This is a genomic window from Pseudomonas sp. H1_A03 (assembly GCF_054685145.1).
The window spans coordinates 4194381-4213029 of the sequence record NZ_CP162829.1; the positions used below are offsets into that span (position 1 = coordinate 4194381).

16 protein-coding genes are annotated in these 18649 nt (G+C 62.3%); 5 read left to right on the forward strand and 11 right to left on the reverse strand.

What is annotated here, in order from left to right:
- Nucleotides 1-35: 35 nt before the first annotated feature.
- Together AB4O35_RS19540 and AB4O35_RS19545 are read right to left on the reverse strand one after the other, a co-directional pair.
- Nucleotides 36-3119, reverse strand: coding sequence for an efflux RND transporter permease subunit (locus AB4O35_RS19540; RefSeq protein ID WP_065873236.1), 3084 nt, complete (start codon nt 3117-3119; stop codon nt 36-38).
- A gap of 2 nt (nt 3120-3121) precedes the next feature.
- Nucleotides 3122-4228 carry an efflux RND transporter periplasmic adaptor subunit gene (locus AB4O35_RS19545; protein ID WP_220074350.1) on the reverse strand — a complete coding sequence of 369 codons (1107 nt, stop codon included), beginning with the start codon at nt 4226-4228 and terminating at the stop codon, nt 3122-3124.
- A 101-nt stretch (nt 4229-4329) separates the two neighbouring features.
- Here AB4O35_RS19545 and AB4O35_RS19550 point away from each other — a divergent pair, with 101 nt between their 5' ends.
- The 5 genes from AB4O35_RS19550 to AB4O35_RS19570 all read left to right on the forward strand — a co-directional run bounded on the left by AB4O35_RS19550 (nt 4330) and on the right by AB4O35_RS19570 (nt 9193).
- Nucleotides 4330-5535, forward strand: a complete 1206-nt coding sequence (locus AB4O35_RS19550) for a multidrug effflux MFS transporter (RefSeq protein ID WP_065873234.1) — start codon at nt 4330-4332, stop codon at nt 5533-5535.
- A gap of 76 nt (nt 5536-5611) precedes the next feature.
- On the forward strand, nt 5612-6478 hold the full coding sequence (locus AB4O35_RS19555) for a pirin family protein (RefSeq protein ID WP_065880439.1): 867 nt from the start codon (nt 5612-5614) through the stop codon (nt 6476-6478).
- 179 nt (nt 6479-6657) lie between these two features.
- Nucleotides 6658-8103: a mechanosensitive ion channel family protein gene (locus tag AB4O35_RS19560; RefSeq protein ID WP_065946006.1), complete on the forward strand. Its 1446-nt coding sequence runs from the start codon at nt 6658-6660 to the stop codon at nt 8101-8103.
- A 47-nt stretch (nt 8104-8150) separates the two neighbouring features.
- The gene (locus tag AB4O35_RS19565; protein ID WP_256534803.1) at nt 8151-8477 is read left to right on the forward strand and encodes an aldehyde dehydrogenase family protein; all 327 of its coding nucleotides are present in this window, start codon (nt 8151-8153) and stop codon (nt 8475-8477) included.
- A gap of 101 nt (nt 8478-8578) precedes the next feature.
- Nucleotides 8579-9193: an LbetaH domain-containing protein gene (locus AB4O35_RS19570; protein WP_083207142.1), complete on the forward strand. Its 615-nt coding sequence runs from the start codon at nt 8579-8581 to the stop codon at nt 9191-9193.
- Here AB4O35_RS19570 and AB4O35_RS19575 read toward each other — a convergent pair.
- The 9 genes from AB4O35_RS19575 to AB4O35_RS19615 all read right to left on the reverse strand — a co-directional run bounded on the left by AB4O35_RS19575 (nt 9190) and on the right by AB4O35_RS19615 (nt 18619).
- The gene (locus AB4O35_RS19575) at nt 9190-10512 is read right to left on the reverse strand and encodes a carbohydrate porin (RefSeq protein WP_065873229.1); all 1323 of its coding nucleotides are present in this window, start codon (nt 10510-10512) and stop codon (nt 9190-9192) included. The genes AB4O35_RS19570 and AB4O35_RS19575 overlap by 4 nt on opposite strands.
- A 184-nt stretch (nt 10513-10696) precedes the next feature.
- Nucleotides 10697-11467, reverse strand: a complete 771-nt coding sequence (locus AB4O35_RS19580; protein ID WP_065946004.1) for an SDR family NAD(P)-dependent oxidoreductase — start codon at nt 11465-11467, stop codon at nt 10697-10699.
- 28 nt (nt 11468-11495) lie between these two features.
- Entirely contained in the window at nt 11496-12554 is a 1059-nt protein-coding gene (gene rhaT / locus AB4O35_RS19585) for an L-rhamnose/proton symporter RhaT (protein ID WP_065880441.1), read from the reverse strand.
- Between the two features lie 40 nt (nt 12555-12594).
- A complete protein-coding gene (rhaM, locus tag AB4O35_RS19590; RefSeq protein ID WP_175403029.1) occupies nt 12595-12915 on the reverse strand; it encodes an L-rhamnose mutarotase in 321 nt (106 codons plus the stop codon).
- A complete protein-coding gene (locus tag AB4O35_RS19595; RefSeq protein ID WP_065946002.1) occupies nt 12915-13796 on the reverse strand; it encodes an amidohydrolase family protein in 882 nt (293 codons plus the stop codon). The genes rhaM and AB4O35_RS19595 overlap by 1 nt, the downstream gene beginning before the upstream one ends.
- A gap of 70 nt (nt 13797-13866) precedes the next feature.
- Nucleotides 13867-15300, reverse strand: coding sequence for an aldehyde dehydrogenase (aldA, locus tag AB4O35_RS19600; RefSeq protein WP_065891031.1), 1434 nt, complete (start codon nt 15298-15300; stop codon nt 13867-13869).
- Between the two features lie 11 nt (nt 15301-15311).
- Entirely contained in the window at nt 15312-16112 is an 801-nt protein-coding gene (locus AB4O35_RS19605) for an HpcH/HpaI aldolase family protein (protein WP_065946001.1), read from the reverse strand.
- A 10-nt stretch (nt 16113-16122) separates the two neighbouring features.
- The gene (rhmD, locus tag AB4O35_RS19610; protein WP_065946000.1) at nt 16123-17307 is read right to left on the reverse strand and encodes an L-rhamnonate dehydratase; all 1185 of its coding nucleotides are present in this window, start codon (nt 17305-17307) and stop codon (nt 16123-16125) included.
- 16 nt (nt 17308-17323) lie between these two features.
- Complete coding sequence (locus AB4O35_RS19615) at nt 17324-18619, reverse strand: MFS transporter (protein ID WP_065891028.1); 1296 nt, start codon at nt 18617-18619, stop codon at nt 17324-17326.
- Nucleotides 18620-18649: the final 30 nt, after the last annotated feature.

The window sequence follows — 18649 nt, forward strand, 5'->3', positions numbered from 1 at the left end:
ACTTTGCAGACCTTTTCAGCGGAGGGGAGTAGAGCTTATCCGGCGGTTATGTGGGAAGTTTCGACAGCTTTCGTCTTCTCTCGCCCAAGCACCAAACTGCACAGCGCCGGCAAAAACAACAGCGTCAACACCGTCCCCACCAACACTCCGCCAATCAGCACAAAGGCCAGGGACGACCAGAACACCGACAACGTCAGCGGAATAAACGCCAACGCCGCCGCCAATGCGGTCAAAATCACCGGCCTGGCGCGGCGCACCGTGGCTTCGATGATCGCCTCGCGAATCGGCATGCCGTGGTCCTGGTTCTGACGGATCTGGTCGGTAAAAATCAGCGTGTTACGCATCAGGATCCCGCCAATCCCGATCAAACCCAGGATCGCGTTGAACCCGAACGGCTGGTTGAACAGCAGCAAGGTCGGCACCGCACCGATCAATCCCAGCGGCGCGGTAGCGAAGACCATGAACATCACGCCGAATGAGCGCACCTGAAACATGATCACCGTGAGGGTCAGCAAAATCATGATCGGGAACAGCGCAGCCAGGGCGACGTTGGCCTTGGCGCTTTCTTCGACCGGGCCGCCGATGTCGATCTGGTAACCGGCGGGCAGTTTCGCGATCAGCGGTTGCAGGTCTTTGTAGACGGCCATTTCCACGTCGGGCGGTTGCACGCCGTCGATGATGTCGGCGCGTACTTCCACGGTGGTCGCGCGGTCGCGGCGCTTTAGGATCGGTTCTTCCATCACCGCCTGGAAATGCCCGACCTGGGCCAGCGGTACCGAGGTGCCGGCGCTGTTGGTCAGGGTCATGTTGTTGAGGTTGCCGAGGTTCTCGCGCTGGCTGCCCTGGGCGCGCGCGACCACGGACACCGTGCGGTTGCCTTCGCGCACTTCGGTGATAGGGTTGCCGCTGAGCAAGGCATTGAGCTGGGATTTGACCTCGTTGGGCGTAAAGCCCAGCAGGCGCAGGCGGTCTTGATCCAGTACCAGGCGATAGCCGCTGGTGCGCTCGCCCCAATCAAGGAAGGCGTCCTTGGTCATCTTGTTAGCTGCGACGACCTTGCGCACGTCTTCGGACACGCCGCGCAGTACGTCCAGATTCGGACCTGAAACACGGAACACCACCGGGAACGGGACGGGCGGGCCGAACAGCAGTTGCGTCACGCGGACCCGCGCCGAGGGAAACTCACCGGCGGCAATTCGTTCGCGCATGCGCACTTTCAATGCGTCGCGGGCATGCGAGTCCGGGGTCTGCACGATCAATTTGGCAAACGCCGGGTCGGGCAGTTCGGGGTTCAGCGACAGGAAAAAGCGTGGCGCGCCGCCGCCCACATAGGTATCCACCATTGTGGTTTGCGGCTCTTGCAGCAAGGCTTTTTCCAGCTGTGCGGCCACCGCCTCGGTGCTTTTGAAGGCACTGCCGGGCGGCATGTACACCTCGAGGATCAGCTCGGAACGGTCGGAGTTGGGGAAAAACTGCTTCTTCACCACACCCATGCCCAGCCCGCACAGCACAAACGCGGCCACCACCAATCCGGTTACCAGCCAGCGCTGACGCACGCAGGCTTCGACCAAACCCCGTAGTTTCTGGTAATAGCGTCCGGCGTAAATCGCGTCGTGGCCGCCGGGCACCGGTTTGATCTGCGGCAGCAGCTTTACGCCCAGATACGGCGTGAACACCACCGCCACCAACCAGGACGAAATCAACGCAAAGCCGACGATCCAGAAGATATTGCCGGCATATTCCCCGGCACCCGAGCGCGCAAAACCCACCGGCAGGAAGCCAATAATCGTGACCAACGTCCCGGTCAGCATCGGTGCGGCCGTAGAGCTCCAGGCAAAAGTAGCGGCATGAATGCGGTCGAAGCCTTCCTCAAGCTTCACCACCATCATCTCGATGGCGATGATCGCGTCATCCACCAGCAAACCCAGGGAAATGATCAGTGCGCCCAGGGTGATGCGGTCGAATTCGCGCCCGGTGAGCAGCATGATCACAAACACCACCGACAAGGTCAGCGGCACCGCTGCCGCCACCACCAGGCCTACCCGAAAGCCCAGTGCCAACAGGCTGATCAGCATCACCACCGCCAGGGCGACGAAGAATTTCAGCATGAATTCATTGACTGCCAGGCTGATGTTTTTTGCCTGGTCCGAGACTTTGGCGAAATTCACGCCCAAGGGCAGGTCGGCCTGGATTTTGGCCTCCTGGGCCTTAAGGCTTTTGTCCAGTTCCAGGCCGTTCCAGTGCTTCTCCATGATCACGCCGAGCATCAACGCCGGGTCGCCCTGGTGGCGAATGCGGTAGCTGGGCGGGTCTTCATAGCCACGGCTGACGGTGGCCACATCGGCGATGCGCAACACGCGGCCATTGACTTCCAGCGGTACGTTTTCGATCAGCGACAGGCTGTCGAAAGCCCCGTCGATACGAATATACGCGCGGGCGCCGGCGGTCTCGACAAAGCCCGAGGGCGCTACCGCGTTCTGCGCGGCGAGGGCGGCAAAGATCTGGTCCGGCTTGATGCCCAGGGTCGCCAGGCGCTCATAGGAAAACTCGACAAACACCCGCTGCGCTTGCTCGCCGAGGATATTGACCTTCTTCACCCCCGGCAGGTTAAGGAAGCCCTGGCGCAGTTCTTCGGCCATCTGCACTTGTTGCCGATGCGGCAAATGCTCGGCCTCCAGGGCATACAACGCGAAGTACACATCGGAATATTCGTCGTTGAAGAACGGCCCGATCACGCCGTTGGGCAATCGCGCCGCTTCATCGCTGAGCTTTTTGCGGGTCTGGTAGAACAGGTCCGGGACGTCGCTGGGGCGCGCGGATTCCTTATAGGTCATGCGCATCGATACAAAGCCCGGTTGGGCGATGGTCTCGACACGGTCGTAGTAGTCCAGTTCCTGCAAGCGTTTTTCCAGGCGGTCGGCCACCTGTTCCTGCATTTCCTGCGCCGTCGCGCCGGGCCAGGCGGCGGTGATGGTCATCACCTTGACCGTGAACAACGGGTCTTCGGCGCGTCCCAGCTTGCCGAACGAGAAGACCCCGGCCGCAAGGATCGCAATGATCAAAAACAGCGTGACCGCGCGGTGTTTGACCGCCAGTTCGGAGAGGTTGATGCCGCGCATACTCAGTTGTCCTGTTTGCGGTTGAGGGCCAGCACTTGCGCAGGCAGCAGGCGCACCGCGTCACCGCTGTGCAGCAGGTGCGCGCCGAGGGCGACGATGATCTGGCCAGGAGTCACGCCGCTGTCGAGCAGGGCGTCTTCCTGGCCAAGACTGGCGACTTTCACCGGCGCGAAGCTGACCTTGTCATCCGCGCCGATCAGCCATACGCCAGTGCCTTGTCCCGAATCCTGCAGCGCGCCGATGGGCACCCGGGTTTGCTGCGCCTGACCGTTGCCTTGCAGGCGCACGGTGATGGTGGAGCCGAGCGCAAACCGGTCGACGGCGCCATGCAGTACATAACGCGCGCGGTAGGTGCGGGTGACCGGGTCTGCGCTGGCGGACAGTTCGCGCAGGGTGGCGGTCACCGCCTGGTCCGGGGTGCCGAAGGGAGAGGCCAGGGCTTTCTGTGAAGCCTGGGCGCGGCTGTTTTCCGGCAGGTTGACGATGGCTTCGCGGGCGCCGTCATGGGCCAGCCGCGCGACGATCTGCCCTTCGGCCACCACCTGTCCTCGGTCCGCTCGTACGTCGGTGATGATGCCGTCGCCATCCGCCTTGAGCACTGAATAGGTGCGGCGGTTTTCGATCTGGCTGGCGTCGGATTGCGCCGCGGCCAGTTCCGCTTCAGCGACGCGCAGGTTGGTCGCCGATTGGTCGAAGATCTGCCGCGATACCGCACCGGTACTGGCCAGGCGCTGGTAGCGGTTTTCATCGTCGCGGCGCTGGCGAAGTTGCGCCTGGGCGGCGTTGACGCGGTTTTTAGCCGAGCGCAGGGCCAGTTCGAAGTCACCGATGTCCAGCACCAGCAGGGTATCGCCACGGGACACGTGCTGGCCCGGATCGACCTTGCGCTCGATAACCTTGCCACTGACCCGAAAGCCCAAGTCGCTTTCGGTACGTGCTGCCACCACACCGGTATAGGCGCTTTGCTGGGTGCCGGCGGCTTCGACTTTGGCGGCCAGGACCGGGCGCGGCTGAGGCACTTCAGCAGCCGTGTCGGCCTGGCTGTTACAGCCACTGAGGATGATCAATAGCGCCAGGGGCGTGAGAAGACGCAGGGGGAGAGGGTGCATGGCGGGCTCCGGGGTAACCATAGGGCAAAAAATTATGGACATAATTTTTCGCTCATATTATGGTCGAAATATAAATTAATCCAGCCCCCCGGATGCCTCGCATGACAAACGCCCCGGTCCCATCGCGCAGCTTGTTGTTTTTACTGGTGGCCCTGACGGCACTGGGTGAGGTTTCGACCCAATTGATCATCCCCGGCCTGGGGGCCATCGAACAGGCATTGGCAGCGCCAACGGGGTCGGCACTGATGTCACTGTCCGCATTTGTCGCCGCTTTCGGCCTCGGGCAACTGCTGTTCGGCCCGCTGTCGGACCGCATTGGCCGGCGCCCGGTGCTGATCGGCGGCCTGGTGCTGTATGTGCTGGCCACCTTGTCGATGTTGCTGGTCCACGACATTCATCAGTTCATCGCCGCCCGCGTGCTGCAAGGCCTGGGCGCCTGCGCCGCGTTGGTTTTGGCGCGCACGGTGGTGCGTGATGTGTGGAAGGCCGAAGCCGGCCCGGCCCTGGCGCTGACCATGATCGGCATGCTCTACGCCATTGTGGTGGCCCCGATGGTGGGGGGCCTGCTGATTAAATTGTTTGGCTGGCACGCGCCGATCCTCCTGGCGCTGGCGATTGGCAGCGTGGTGTTGCTGTTGGCCTTGCTGTTCTTCCGTGAGAGCAACCATCACCTCGATCCCAAGGCCGGCCACTGGCGCACCCTCGGCGGGCAATACCTGGATCTGCTCAAGGGCCGCCAATATCGAGCATTCGCCGTGGCCCTGGCGTGTACCTATGGCGCCATGTTTGCGGTGATCGCCGGTTCATCCGCGGTGTTTATCAACTTGCTGGGCTTCAGCAGCCTTGAATACGGCATCAATTTCGGCCTGATCGTGTCGATGCTGATCGTGGGTTCCACCTACACCCGACGCAACATCATGCGCCTGGGCCCGCAGCGGATTGTGGCGATGGGCGTGACAATGGTGGCCATTGGCGGGGTGTCGGCGCTGGTCATCTATGCGCTGTTCGGCCTGTCGGTCCTCGGCCTGGACATCCCGATTGCCCTGGTCACCCTCGGTGGCGGCCTGGTATTACCGGGCTCGGTCACGGGCGGGGTTATGCCCAACGCGCATCGCGCGGGTTTGGCTGCTGGCTTGATGGGGTTTGCGCAGATGTTCGGTGCGACCTGCAGCGGTGTGTTGTTGAGCCAATTGCGCGATGGCAGTGCCGCGCCGATGATCATTATCCAGGCGTGCTTTGCGGTGGCGGCATTCGTCGCGTTTCACCTGCTGCGTCAGCGCCAGGCCAAGGGATTGTCCTATACATAGGACGAACAAGGTCGCTTTTGCCGGCTAGTCTTCAAGCGTTGGCAGACTTATGGTGTAGGCACTTTGGAGGTACACCATGAAAAAACTTATCGGCATCTACACCAGCCCCCGCGCCCATTGGGTCGGCGACGGCTTTCCGGTACGCACACTGTTTTCCTACGACAGCATGGGCAAGCACATCAGCCCATTCCTGTTGCTGGACCACGCCGGCCCGGCTGATTTCACCCCGACTGAACAACGTCGCGGCGTCGGCCAACACCCCCATCGCGGTTTTGAAACCGTGACCATCGTCTACGACGGTGAGGTCGAACACCGCGATTCCACCGGCGCCGGCGGCAAAATCGGCCCGGGCGACGTGCAATGGATGACCGCCGCCAAAGGCATTCTCCACGAGGAGTTCCACTCCGAAGCCTTCGCCCGCAGCGGCGGTGCGCTGGAGATGGTGCAACTGTGGGTCAACCTGCCGGCCAAGGACAAAATGGCCGACGCCGGTTACCAGACCATTGTCGACGGCGACATCCCGGTATTGCCACTGGCCAACGACGCCGGGCAACTGCGCCTGATCGCCGGTGAATTCGCCGGCAGCCATGGCCCGGCCCGCACCTTCACGCCGATAGACGTGTGGGACGTTCGCCTCAACGCCGCCAAGCCAGTCACCCTGGACCTGCATGAAGGACGCAACACTGCACTGGTAATTCTGCGTGGCACGGTGCTGGTCAATGGCGAGGAGGTAGCGCGTCAAGGGCAATTGGCGTTGTTCGAGCGCGCTGGCAGCCAGCTCAGCCTGGAGGCCAGCGACGACGCCAAGGTCTTGCTGCTGAGTGGCGAGCCTATCGACGAGCCGATCGTGGGGCATGGGCCGTTTGTGATGAATACCGAGCAGGAGATTCATCAGGCGTTTGCTGATTTCCACGCAGGCAAGTTCGGGCAGATGCACGCCTAGGGAGCGACCACAGCTCTAATGTGGGAGCGGGCTTGCTCGCGAATGCGGAGGATCAGTCAAAGATATTCCAACTGAACCACCGCATTCGCGAGCAAGCCCGCTCCCACATTTTGTCCTGCGCTATACCCCATCTCTTCATTTCATGCGATCTTCCCGTCATTCGCCCTGGAGTCGCCTGGATGCCCTCATTTATCGCTGAACACCCGATGCTGTGCGCCCTGGCGCTGATCTTTATCGACATCGCCGTGTGGCGGCTCATTTCCGCCGACCTCGCCAATTGGAAGCTGGCGGCGCGGTTGGTGATCTTTGCGGTATTCAGTGCGGTGCTGTTCAACGACGGCATGAACCCCATGCAGCTCGCGCCCTATGCGGACAACACCGCCTTGCACCTGGCGGCCACCGCGTTGCAGATCGGCTGGTGGCTGTTTGCGGCGCGTACGCTGACCGTGTTGCTCGGTACGCTGATGATGCAGCGGGTCGGGCACACTGGGCGGTTGTTGCAGGACCTGATGGGCGCGGTGATTTTCCTGATTGCGATCATTGCCGCCATGGCTTATGTGCTCGACTTGCCGGTCAAAGGCGTGCTCGCCACGTCCGGCGCGGTGGCGATCATCGTCGGCCTGGCCCTGCAGAGCACGTTGAGCGACGTGTTTTCCGGGATCGTGCTTAACACCACCAAGCCTTATCAGCTGGACGACTGGATCTCCATCGACGGCACCGAAGGCCGGGTCACGGACATCGACTGGCGTGCCACGCGCTTGCAAACCTCCCAGGGCAGCATGGCGGTGATCCCCAATTCCCTGGCGGCCAAGGCCAAGATCATCAATTTCTCGCGCCCGGCGGACATGTTTGGCCTGGCGGTCAGCCTGCAAGTCAGCCCGCATGCGCGTCCGCAAACGGTGATCGAGTCGCTGGAGCGGGCGATGCAGGGTTGCCGGCCACTGTTAAGCAAGCCTGCGCCGAGCGTGGCGTTCAAGACCTCGGCCAGTAGCGGCGTCGAGTATGAAATCAGTGGGTTTGTACCGGCCATGACCCTCAAGCGCGAAGTGCGTAACCAGCTCTACGACCTGGCTTTCCGGCACCTGCAGGCGGCGGGCGTGAGTTTGTTGTCCGCCGTCGAAAGCGCCACGCCGGCGGCAACGTCACGGGCGCGGGCGCTGCTGGACAACTCGACGATCTTCTCCACGTTGCGCCAAGAGGAAAAAGACACCTTCAGCCAGAACATGACCCTGCACACCTACCGTACCGGCGAGATGATTTTGCCGGCGGGAGAGGTCAGCGATCATTTGTTTATCATCGAGTCCGGCGTGGTGTCGGTGATGCTGACCAAGGCTGGGCACAAATTCGAAGCCGGACGCATGGGGCCGGGCGAGGTGATTGGCGAGGCGGGGATCCTGACGGACCAGGCCGCGCTGGCGGACTTTTCCGCGAAGACGTTCTGCACCCTGTACCGCATCGAGAAGGAATACTTGACGCCATGCCTGGACGCCCGCCACGACATCAGTGACGCGATGAAAACCCTGCTCGACTTCCGCATGCACGCCGCGCAGGCCCTGACCCAGGAGACGCCGGTGGTGCCGGTGAAGAAGGGCTTCCTGCAGTGGCTGCGCACGCGCGGGTTCTGACCACCGAAACCGACTAACCTGCGTTTTTTTGCACGTTACCCCACGCAATAAGTCGTTTGTCCAACGGCTGGCCGATGACAAAACTGCATGTCACTCGGATAACAACAACGTTGGGCATAATCCAGGAAGAAATCTTCGGCCCAGTGCTGCCGGTGCTCAAGTACCGCGATATCGACGAAGCACTGGCCAGGGCTAACGACCACCCGCTCGGCCTGTCGTCGGTGCTCTACACTGAGAACTACCGCACGGCGATGAACGTGGCGAACACCATCGAAGCCGGCGAGTTGTACGTCAATCGCACCCCGGCAGACCCTTACCAGGGCTTTCACGCCGGCTGGAAACGCTCAGGGCTGGGCGGCAGGGCGCCGACCTGATCCTCCAAGACGCTCACTACAAGGTTTCAGCCACCTGTAGATCCATTACAAGACGAATAATGCTAGCGTCTGACCTTCTCCGACCGTTAGAGGGTTCGACGTTGATCCGACTCACCGACTACATCGCCCATTTCTCCCAATCCGCGCTGGCACCCTGGGCGGACCTGACGCCGTGGGTGCTGGTCACCCAGGCGCCTGCCGTGGTTCGCCAACTACTGGCCGAGCTGCCAGCCGACGAGTACCTGATTCGGGATGACATCGCCATCCACCGTACGGCCACTGTCGAGCCCGGCGCCTTGCTCAAGCCGCCCCTGATCATCGGCGCCGATTGTTTTATCGCCAGTGGCGCGCTGCTGCGCGGTGGTTGCTGGTTGGATGAGGGCTGCATCATCGGCCCTGGTGCCGAGTTGAAAACCTCGTTTGTGTTCAGCGCCAGCAAGCTGGCGCATTTCAACTTTGTCGGCGATTCGGTGCTGGGGCATGGGATCAATCTGGAGGCGGGGAGCATCGTCGCCAACTACCGCAACGAGCGCGATGACAAAAATGTGCAGGTGCGGGTCGACGGGGCCTTGAAACGCACGGGCTGTGACAAGTTTGGCGCGTTGCTCGGTGATCAATGCCGGATCGGCGCCAATGCGGTGTTGGCGCCGGGCGCCGTGCTCAAGCCCGCCAGCGTGGTGGGGCGCGGGCAGGTGTTTGATGCAGAGAACGACTAGAAGTCAGCGATAAACTGCACCCCACCAACGACCGCGCCGGTGGTTTGCGCCAGTCCGCCGGGGTATTTCACGTATTGCAGGTTGGGCCGCACCATCAGCCACTTCGTCGCTTGCACGCCGTAGTTGATTTCGTAGCTGTACTCGCGGCGCTGCTCGGGTACATACAGCGGGTCGTCGATGGCAGTCACGCCATTGGCCTCGTTAAGCATCTGCGTGTTACGCGTGTAGCGGTCGCTGACCTGCAGTTTCGACGCGCCAATGCCGAAGGTGTCGTCCGGGCGTGAATCGAACGGGCCCCGGTAGATCAGGCCGACCTGGATCAGGTTTTTGATCACGCTCTTGTCCGGGTCATTCATCGTCAGGTTGGCGAACACGTTGAGTCCGCGTTTGCTGTTGCCGTCGACCGTGGTCAGTTGCTGCTGGCCCGACAGCCACCAGCCGTCGTTGCTGGAATACATCCGATACGGCTTTTGCGAGCTGGCGGCAAAGTTGCCGTCGGCGTCCTTGAGCATGTCCTTGGTGTCGGCGTTGGCGTAGTAGTAACCCACGTGGTATTCGGCATTCAGCCCGGCAACCTGGCCTTTCCAGATGGCTTCGATGGGAAAGCTGGTGCCCTGGGAGCCGCTGATAAACGGTTTGAAACCATTGCTGGCTTCAGCGTTGCCGGGGTTCTTGTCGTAGGCACCGACCTGCACCGCGAACGCGTCGGTGAACTGGTACTTGGCGCGCACCGCCCACTGGCTGATGGGGAAGCTGTTCCACACGCCGTTCCAGTTGCCTTCCTGGGAACCGCACAGGGTCACGTTCTGGAATTCGCAGGGGAACTGATCGAAGTCTTCGCCATGGCCGAACCGCCCCAGTTTCAGGGCGAACTTGCGCTCAAAGAATTTCTGTTCGTACCAGAACTGCGATAGCCGCCAGGCATTGCCGCCGCCGAAGACTTCCATGGTGGAGGTCAGTCCGGTGGCGTTGGGCTGGTGCACGCGGTCATTGGTGATGTCCTTGCCATGGCGCTCGCCGATGCCGATGCGAAAGGTCGCGTCGCGCCAGCCAAGGAGTTTTTGCAGGTCCATGTTCACGCCAAGAATCAACTGGTCGCTCCAGCGCGCGGTGGTGTGCGAGTTGTACCCACCGCCAAGGTTGGAACCGACTTCGCCGACATATTTGAGGGTGAAGTCATAGCCTTGCTCGGCCAGTTGCGGGCGCAGGCCGTTCCAGTCGCCGAGCATGGCGGGGGAGTTTGGGTCCAGCAAACCGGCGCTGAAGGCACAGGTGGACATGGCGCTGCAGAGCAGGGCCAGGGGGAGGGTGGTGCGCATGGGAGGCTCCTTGGATTGTTGTTTTTATTGGGTTCAGCACAAATTTCAGGCACACAGAGGCCCCCTGTGGGAGCGGGCTTGCTCGCGAAAGCGGTGGTTCAGGCATGAATCTGGTGACTGACACACTGCATTCGCGAGCAAGCCCGCTCCCACATTGGAACTGTGGTGTCAGGAAGAGCGGGGGTTACTGCAGGTTAACGAACAACCCGCCATCCACCAGCAACGACGCACCGGTCACATAGCGCGCCATGTCCGACGCCAGGAACACGATCGGCCCTGCCACGTCATCCGGCTCGCCGAGTCGACCCAACGGCGTGCGCGAGGTCATGTAGGCGAGTTTTTCCTCATCCGCGAGATCCTCCTTGTTGATGTCGGTGGCGATAGTCCCCGGCAGTACCGAGTTGCAGCGAATGCCATAAGGCCCCAGGGCAATCGCACAGGACTGCATCAGCGAATGCAGCCCAGCCTTGGTCGGCGTGTAGTGGGTTTGCATACCGCCGCCGACGAGGGCGCTGATGGAGCTGACGGCAATGATTGCGCCGCCGCGCCCCTGGTTTTTCATCTGGTTGGCCGCCGCCTGCACGGCGAAGTAGGCGCCGTTGAGATTGGTGTTGACAGTTTTCAGGTACACCTCGCGGGGCATGTCGAGGAACGAGTGGAACGGGCAGATGCCGGCGTTATTGACGAACACGTCGACGCTGCCAAAGGCCTTGACTGCGCCCACCACCAGTTTGTCGCCGGTGTCCGGGTCCGCAGCGTCGCCGCCCACTTCGATGGCTTCACCGCCAAACGCCTGTATCTCTTCAATCAACGAATACGCCGCCTCCGTGCCTTGGCCACTGCCGCTGTGGCCGATGACTACGCGGGCGCCTTGGCGTGCGCATTCACGGGCGGCGGCGCGGCCGATGCCACGGGAGGCGCCGGTGATGATCACGGTTTTGTCTGCAAGCAACATAAAAACACTCCTTCAAAAATGGGTGGCGTCAGCCGAGGTAATTGCCGTAGCCGACCATGGCAATCGCGCCGAGGATCACCGCGATACCGGCTACCAAAACGCCCTTGTTGGCGGCGCTCGTGCCGTGCCATTCGCGGAAATACAAGCCCCAGCAGTTGGACACGATGATGATGAACGACATGTGCAGCACCCAGGAGCTGGCGTCGTTCTGCAGGCGGCTTTCGCCCATGCCGTAGAAGAAAAACTGCAAGAACCACAGGGTGCCGGCGATGGCCACCAGCAGGTAGTTGCCCAGCAACGGGGTGCTACGGTCGGTGTAGTTATGAAAGGTACGGTTGCGCCAATTCAGCCACAGGCACCAGATGCCGTTCGTGGTCAGTCCGCCCCACATGATCACCATAAAGGTCACGTTGTTCTGGAACAGGCTGTTGGCGCCGTGCTCTACCGCTGCGGCGGCCAGCGGGCGGCCGGCAGAAATGCCGTAGCTGAAACACGCACTCAGCACCCCGGAAATCACCGCCACCAGCATGCCCTTGCCCAACGCGAACTCGCTGACACTGGCGAACTTCACCGCCTGCGACACTTCGCGTTCCTTGATCAGTCCGGCCTTGCCGCACACCGCAATACCGATCAACGACACCGCGACGCCCCACAACACCCAATGCCCACCTTGAGAGGCCAGCATCGAGGTCAGCGTGCCTTCGGTTTCAGTGGTGAACAGGTCGCGGTACAGCGCCGGCATCAAGGCGCCGAGGGCCGAGGTGAGGCCCATGATCAGCGACATGCCAAGGGACAAGCCGAGGTAGCGCATGGTCAGGCCGAACGTCAGCCCGCCGATACCCCACAACACGCCGAACAGGTAGGTCCAGAGCAGGGTGCTGGTGTCGGCATTGCGCAGGATGTCCACCCAGCCGGGCACCGTCAGTTGCGCCGCGATCAGCGGCACGATCAGCCAGGACACCAGGCCGCCAGTGATCCAATAACTTTCCCAGGCCCAGCCGCGGACCTTCTTGTAAGGGATGTAGAAACTGCCGGAAGCGAAGCCGCCGATGAAGTGCAGAATCACACCAAGGAGAATGATTTCCACGTAGTCGAATCCTTTTTATTGTTGTTGTGGGTCAGTTGGATCAGGGCCGCGTCAGTTCGAACATCGGCAGCAGGTCGACACTGATCGGCGAGGCATCCGCGTGGCTTGGCATGATGTCTTGCATGTAGTTCCACCAGCGTTGCATCAGTGCGGTGCCAGGCAGTTCATCCAGGCCATGGACGTCTTCGTGGGTCAGCGTGGCGAACAGCGCGTTGGCGGGCTCATCGAGGAAAATCCGATAATCCACCACGCCGGCCTCCAGCAGCGCCTGGGCGAGTTCCGGCCAGATCTCATCGTGACGTCGGCGGTACTCGGCGGCCTGGCCCGGGTTGAGGTTCATGCGAAAGGCACGGGTCTGCATCACTGCGCTCCAGCGTGAGGGCCGGGGGTGTAGATCCGCACCGCGTTGTGCACGAAGAACTTGCCTTGCACGGTCTCGGATTTGTCGGCCATGCAGCGCTTGACGAGCCCGAGCGTGGTGGCGAAATCTGCCAGGTGATCGCTGTTGGGCCAGTCGCTACCGAAGAGGCAACGGTCTTCGCCAAAGGCTTCCCAGAGCACGGCCAGGCGGTCGTTGTAGAACGCCGTGTCGGTGATCAAGCCGTGCGGCCCGAGCTGGGGGATTTCTGCCAGTTTGGCGAACACATTCGGGCGCTCTGCCAGGCGCAACAGGTCCGCGTGATACGCCGCTTCTTCACCCGCCGGCACCTGGGCGTTAGGCAGGTGATCGACGACAATGCGCAGCGCTGGCAGGGTATCGCTCAACGTCAGCAGGCCCTTGATCAGGCGCGGGTTCGGGTTGGCGCTGTCCAGGCTGCGGCCCGTGGCGGCGAGCTGGCGCAGGCCGTCGATAAACCCTGGGCGTGTCTGGTCCAGCAACAGGTCGCGGTCCCACAGGTTGCCGTAGCGCAGGCCAAGGAACAGCGGCTCATCCGCCAGGGCATCGAGGTCGGCGGCAAAGCGTGCGTGCAGCGGGTCCAGGTTGCCCACGAAGCCGAGCATGCGCGGATCGCTGCGCAAGGTGTCGAGCAGCCAGCGGTTATCGTCGCGCCAGGGGCTGGCTTCCACGGCAATCGCGCCGACCACGTTGTCTGGCTCGGCCAGGGCCCAGTAATCCGCTGGCAGGTGCGCGGCATACAGCCGGTTTCCCGGCTCGGGCCATGGAATGCCCTGGGGGCGACGCGGGTCGAACAGGTGCAAATGGCTGTCGATGATCGGGCCGCTATAGGAGGTCAGGGGCATGACGCCGTCCTTATCAGAAGCAAATTCGAAAGGCCCAGCACGCTAGCGTGCCTGGCCCGGTTTAACCAGCTCAGCTCTGCAGATACACCACGTGTGTGTGGGTGTACTCGTACAAGCCGTGCTTGCCGTCGGCGCCGCCGATGCCGGATTTGCGCACGCCGGCGTGGAAACCTTGCATGGCCTCGAAGTTTTCGCGGTTGACGTAGGTTTCGCCAAAGTCGATCTCGCGCACCGCGTGCATGGCCTTGCCCAGGTCACGGGTGTAGATCGACGAGGTCAGGCCGTAATCGCAGTCATTGGCCAGTGCGATGGCTTCGTCGAGGTCGTCGACAATCTGGATCGGCAGTACCGGGCCGAAGATCTCTTCGCGCATGATCTCCATGTCGGCGCGGCACCCGGCCAATACCGTCGGCTCGAAGTGAAAACCCGCACCCAGGTCGGCAATCTGCCCGCCACTGACCAAGCTCGCGCCCTGGCTCAACGCGGTGCGCACCTTGCGGTTGACGCTGTCCAGGCCCTGGCGATTGATCAGCGGACCCATTTCCACGTCGGCCCTGGCGATGGGGTCGCCGTAGCGGGTGGCGGACATGGCTGCGCTGATGCGCTCGATGAATTGATCGGCGACCTTGCGCTCCACGTACACGCGCTCGGCGCAGTTGCACACTTGGCCGGTGTTGATGATGCGCGAGTCACGGATGGCTTTCACCGCCAGGTCCAGGTCGGCGTCCGCCAGCACGATGGCCGGGGCCTTGCCGCCCAGTTCCAGGTTGAGTTTGGTGATGTTGGGGGCGGCGGCGGTCATGATCCGCGAACCGGTGGCCACGCTGCCGGTGAAGCTGATCATGTCTACGCCTTTGTGCGCCGTGAGTGCGCCGCCGACCTGGCCGTCGCCGCAGACCACGTTGAACACGCCGGCGGGCAGGTCGGTCTCGGCGACGAGCTTGGCGAATTCAAAGCAGTTGTTCGGGGTTTCTTCGCTGGGCTTGATCACGATGGTGTTGCCGGTGAGCAGCGCCGGCGCCATTTTGCGCGCGATCAGGAAGAACGGAAAATTCCACGGCAGGATGCCGGCCACCACGCCCAACGGCTTGCGGAACAGGAAGATATTTTCGTCCTGGCGGTCGCTGGTGATGATCTCGCCTTCGATGCGCCGCGCCCACTCGGCCATGTAGTCGAGGTAGTCGGCGGTGAAATTCACCTCCACTTCGGCCAAGCCACTGATTTTGCCTTGTTCCAGGGTGATGGTGCGCGCCAGGTGGGCGACGTTCTCACGCAGTTTGGCGGCGATGCGCCGCAGGTGCCCGGCGCGTTCGATGGCGGGTTTGCGCGCCCAGGCCTTTTGCGCCTGGCGCGCGGCGGCCAGGGCCTGGTCGACATCGGCAGCGGTGGACGCCGGCACCTTGGACAGCAGCGCGCCAGTGGCCGGGTTGAGCACGTCAATGTGCGCTTCGCTGGGCGTGAAGCGGCCATTGATGAAGTTCTGGTAAACGGGAACGGATGACATGGGCAGGTTCCTCAGTAAGTGCGCGAAGGCGCTTGTGTGTCGACAGCAGGGCGATAGCGGGCGAGGGTGGCCAGGGCGCTCTGGCGCAGCAGGCTGATGTCGATAGCCACCGCGATAAAGCGGCAACCCCAGGCCTGGTAGCGACGTGCGTCGTCTTCGTTGGGCGCCAGGATGCCGCTGACCTTGCCGGCGGCGAGGGTGGCGTCGATGGCGTGTTTGATGCGCTCCTGCACCTCGGGGTGGCCGGGGTTGCCGGCATGGCCGAGGCCGATCGACAAGTCGGCCGGGCCGATGAACACCGCGTCAACGCCTTCCACGGCGGCAATCGCGGCGACGTTTTCCACGCCAAGGCGCGATTCAACCTGCACGATCAGGCACAGCTGTTCATGGGCGGTGTCCAGGTAGTTGTCCACGCCGTCCCAGCGTGTGGCGCGGGTCAAACCGCCGCCGACGCCACGAATACCGTGGGGCGGATAACGCATGGCACGCACCAGGGCCTGGGCCTGTTCGGCGGTTTCGACCATGGGGATCATCAAGGTCTGGGCGCCGACGTCGAGCAGTTGCTTGATCAGGCTGGCGTCACCGTTGACGGCACGCACCACGGGCGCCGTGGTGTACGGCGCGACCGTCTGCAACTGGTTGAGCACATTGGGCACAGTGTTGGGTGCATGTTCACCGTCGATCAGCATCCAGTCGTAACCCAGGCTGGCGACGATCTCGGCGGCGTAGCCGGTGGCGAAACCGGCCCAGATGCCATATTGAGTGGCGTCCTTGGCGAGGGCGGCCTTGAAGCCATTGCGGGGCATGTGCATGGCGCTTTCCTCAGCGGTTGTAGGGACGGTGCAGTTGGCAATCGGGGTTCAGGTCCACGCCGAAGCCGGGCTTGTCCAGTACCGATAAACGCATGCGGCCATTCACCGGCACCGGTTCGCCCAACAATTGCGGGTGGAACATCGGCACCACTTCATCCGCCTTCGGCGCCATCATCAGGAACTCGGCGAATGGGCTGTTATGGCGGGTGGCGACAAAGTGGTAGCTGTACACCGATGAACCGTGGGGCACGACCATTGCGTTATGCGCGTCAGCCAGCGCCGAGATTTTCACCAGCTCAGTGAGGCCGCCACACCAGCCGACGTCGGGCTGGATGATGTCGCAGCAGCCCATCTCTAGCAGCATGCGAAAGCCCCAGCGGGTGGCTTCGTGTTCGCCTGTGGTGACCAACATGCCTTTGGGCACGTTTTTGCGCAGGGCCGCATAGCCCCAGTAATCGTCCGGGGACAGCGCTTCTTCGATCCACTTCAAGCCATGTTCATGGGCGCCAATCGCGAGCTTGGTGGCGTAGTTCAGATCCAGGCTCATCCAGCAATCAAGCATCAGCCAAAAGTCCGGGCCGACCCGTTCGCGCATGGTCGCCAGCGCTTCGAGGTTCTTGCGCAGGCCTTCTTCGCCTTCACTGGGGCCGTGATGCAGGGGCATCTTGCCGCCGATAAAGCCCATCTTCTGCGCGAGGTCCGGGCGCGCACCGGTGGCGTAGAACTGCAACTCGTCACGCACCGCGCCACCGAGCAATTGGTGCACCGGTTCCTGGCGGATTTTGCCGAGCAAGTCCCACAGCGCTAGGTCGACGCCGGAAATCGTGTTGATCACCAAACCCTTGCGGCCGTAATAGAGGGTGGACTGGTACATCTGGTCCCAGATTTTCTCGATATCGGTGACGCGGGCGCCTTCGATAAAACGCGCCAGGTGTTTCTCGACGATGTAGGCGGCCGGTTCACCGCCGGTGGTCACGGCAAAACCAACGGTGCCGTCACTGGCTTCGATTTCCACCACCAGGGTGCCGAGTACGTTGATGCCGAAGCTGCGGCGACTCTGGCGGTACTCGGGGTACTTGCTCATCGGCGTGGAAATATGGTCGTCGATCCAATGCCCATCGGCCTGGTCGTGGTAATCGGCGCCGCCGCCTCGCAGTACAAAGGCGCGGACGTGTTTGATGGTGAGATTACCCATGGTGTGACTCCTGGCGTTAAACAGTGGCCGGCGTTTTCGACGCTGTGCGGCCGGGTGAATGGATGCCCAGCACCAGCAATGCAGCCAGTACCGTGGTGGCGGACAGCAGGTACAGACCGGCTGCCGGGGAATTGAAGGCGCCTTCGGCCCAGTGCTTGATCACAGGGGCTATAAAACCACCGAGGGCACCGAAGGAATTGATCAGCGCAATGCTGGCTGCGGCGGCGCTGCCGGCGAGGTAGCTGGAGGGGAAGGTCCAGAACACCGGTTGCACCGCGATAAAACCGGAGGCGGCGAAACACAGCGCGAGCATGCCCAGCAGCGGGTTGGCGAAGGTCACCGAGCAAGCGATGCCGGCGGCGGCCATCAGCAGGGTCAGGCAGGCGGTCTGGCGGCGTAGGCCGGTACGGTCGCAATAGCTGGGGATCCACCAGGCGGCGAACAGCGCGCACAGCCAAGGGATGGCCGAGACCAGCCCGACCATCAAGCCGACCTTGGTGCCGAGCAGGCCGCCGACCTGGGTTGGCAGGTAAAACACCACGCCGTACACGCTGGCCTGGATCAGCAGGTACACCAGGCACAGGTACAACACCGAGGGTTGGCACAGCACGGTCAGCAGGCTGCGGCCGTGGGAGGTTTTGTGTTGGTCTTCGCTGTCCAGCAGGCGTTGGATCTGCTGGCGTTCATCCGTGGTCAGCCACGTGGCATCGGCGGGGCGATTGTCCAGGTACCAATACGCCCAGATGCCCACTGCCGTTGCCATCAGGCCTTCGACCGCGAATAGCCATTGCCAGCCGTGAATCCCAGCGAAGCCGTCCATTTCCAGCAGCAAACCGGACAGCGGGCTGCCGAAGATAAAGGCCAAAGGCGCGCCAAAGTAGAAGAAGCCCATGGCCTTGCCGCGCACGGCCTGGGGGAACCAGTAGGTGAGGTAGAGGATGACGCCGGGGAAGAATCCGGCTTCGGCCACACCGAGTAAAAAGCGCAGCACATAAAAGCTGGTTTCGTTATGGGCAAATACCATGGCCGCCGAAACCAGGCCCCAACTGACCATGATGCGGCACATCCACAGGCGGGCCCCGACACGGTGCAGGATCAAGTTGCTCGGTACTTCCAGCAGCGCGTAGCCGACAAAGAACACGCCGGCGCCAAACGCAAAAGCGGCGTCGCTCAAGCCGGTATCGGCCTGGAAAGCTTGTTTGGCAAACCCGACATTGGCGCGATCGAGAAAGGCCATGATGTACATCAACAGCAGGAAGGGCAGCAGCCGCCAGGAAATTTTGGCGAGCAGGGGCGCAGGCAGGGTTTTCATAGTGGCGTCCGATGTTTTGTTCTTATGGGA

Excerpts from the sequence above, each read along its gene's own strand:
- AB4O35_RS19555 (WP_065880439.1), top strand. The coding sequence starts at position 5,612 with ATGAAAAAACTTATCGGCATCTACACCAGCCCCCGCGCCCATTGGGTC.
- AB4O35_RS19615 (WP_065891028.1), bottom strand. The coding sequence starts at position 18,619 with ATGAAAACCCTGCCTGCGCCCCTGCTCGCCAAAATTTCCTGGCGGCTG.
- aldA (WP_065891031.1), bottom strand. The coding sequence starts at position 15,300 with ATGTCATCCGTTCCCGTTTACCAGAACTTCATCAATGGCCGCTTCACG.
- AB4O35_RS19545 (WP_220074350.1), bottom strand. The coding sequence starts at position 4,228 with ATGCACCCTCTCCCCCTGCGTCTTCTCACGCCCCTGGCGCTATTGATC.
- AB4O35_RS19550 (WP_065873234.1), top strand. The coding sequence starts at position 4,330 with ATGACAAACGCCCCGGTCCCATCGCGCAGCTTGTTGTTTTTACTGGTG.
- AB4O35_RS19560 (WP_065946006.1), top strand. The coding sequence starts at position 6,658 with ATGCCCTCATTTATCGCTGAACACCCGATGCTGTGCGCCCTGGCGCTG.
- AB4O35_RS19580 (WP_065946004.1), bottom strand. The coding sequence starts at position 11,467 with ATGTTGCTTGCAGACAAAACCGTGATCATCACCGGCGCCTCCCGTGGC.
- AB4O35_RS19595 (WP_065946002.1), bottom strand. The coding sequence starts at position 13,796 with ATGCCCCTGACCTCCTATAGCGGCCCGATCATCGACAGCCATTTGCAC.
- rhaM (WP_175403029.1), bottom strand. The coding sequence starts at position 12,915 with ATGCAGACCCGTGCCTTTCGCATGAACCTCAACCCGGGCCAGGCCGCC.
- AB4O35_RS19605 (WP_065946001.1), bottom strand. The coding sequence starts at position 16,112 with ATGCACATGCCCCGCAATGGCTTCAAGGCCGCCCTCGCCAAGGACGCC.
- rhmD (WP_065946000.1), bottom strand. The coding sequence starts at position 17,307 with ATGGGTAATCTCACCATCAAACACGTCCGCGCCTTTGTACTGCGAGGC.
- AB4O35_RS19575 (WP_065873229.1), bottom strand. The coding sequence starts at position 10,512 with ATGCGCACCACCCTCCCCCTGGCCCTGCTCTGCAGCGCCATGTCCACC.
- AB4O35_RS19540 (WP_065873236.1), bottom strand. The coding sequence starts at position 3,119 with ATGCGCGGCATCAACCTCTCCGAACTGGCGGTCAAACACCGCGCGGTC.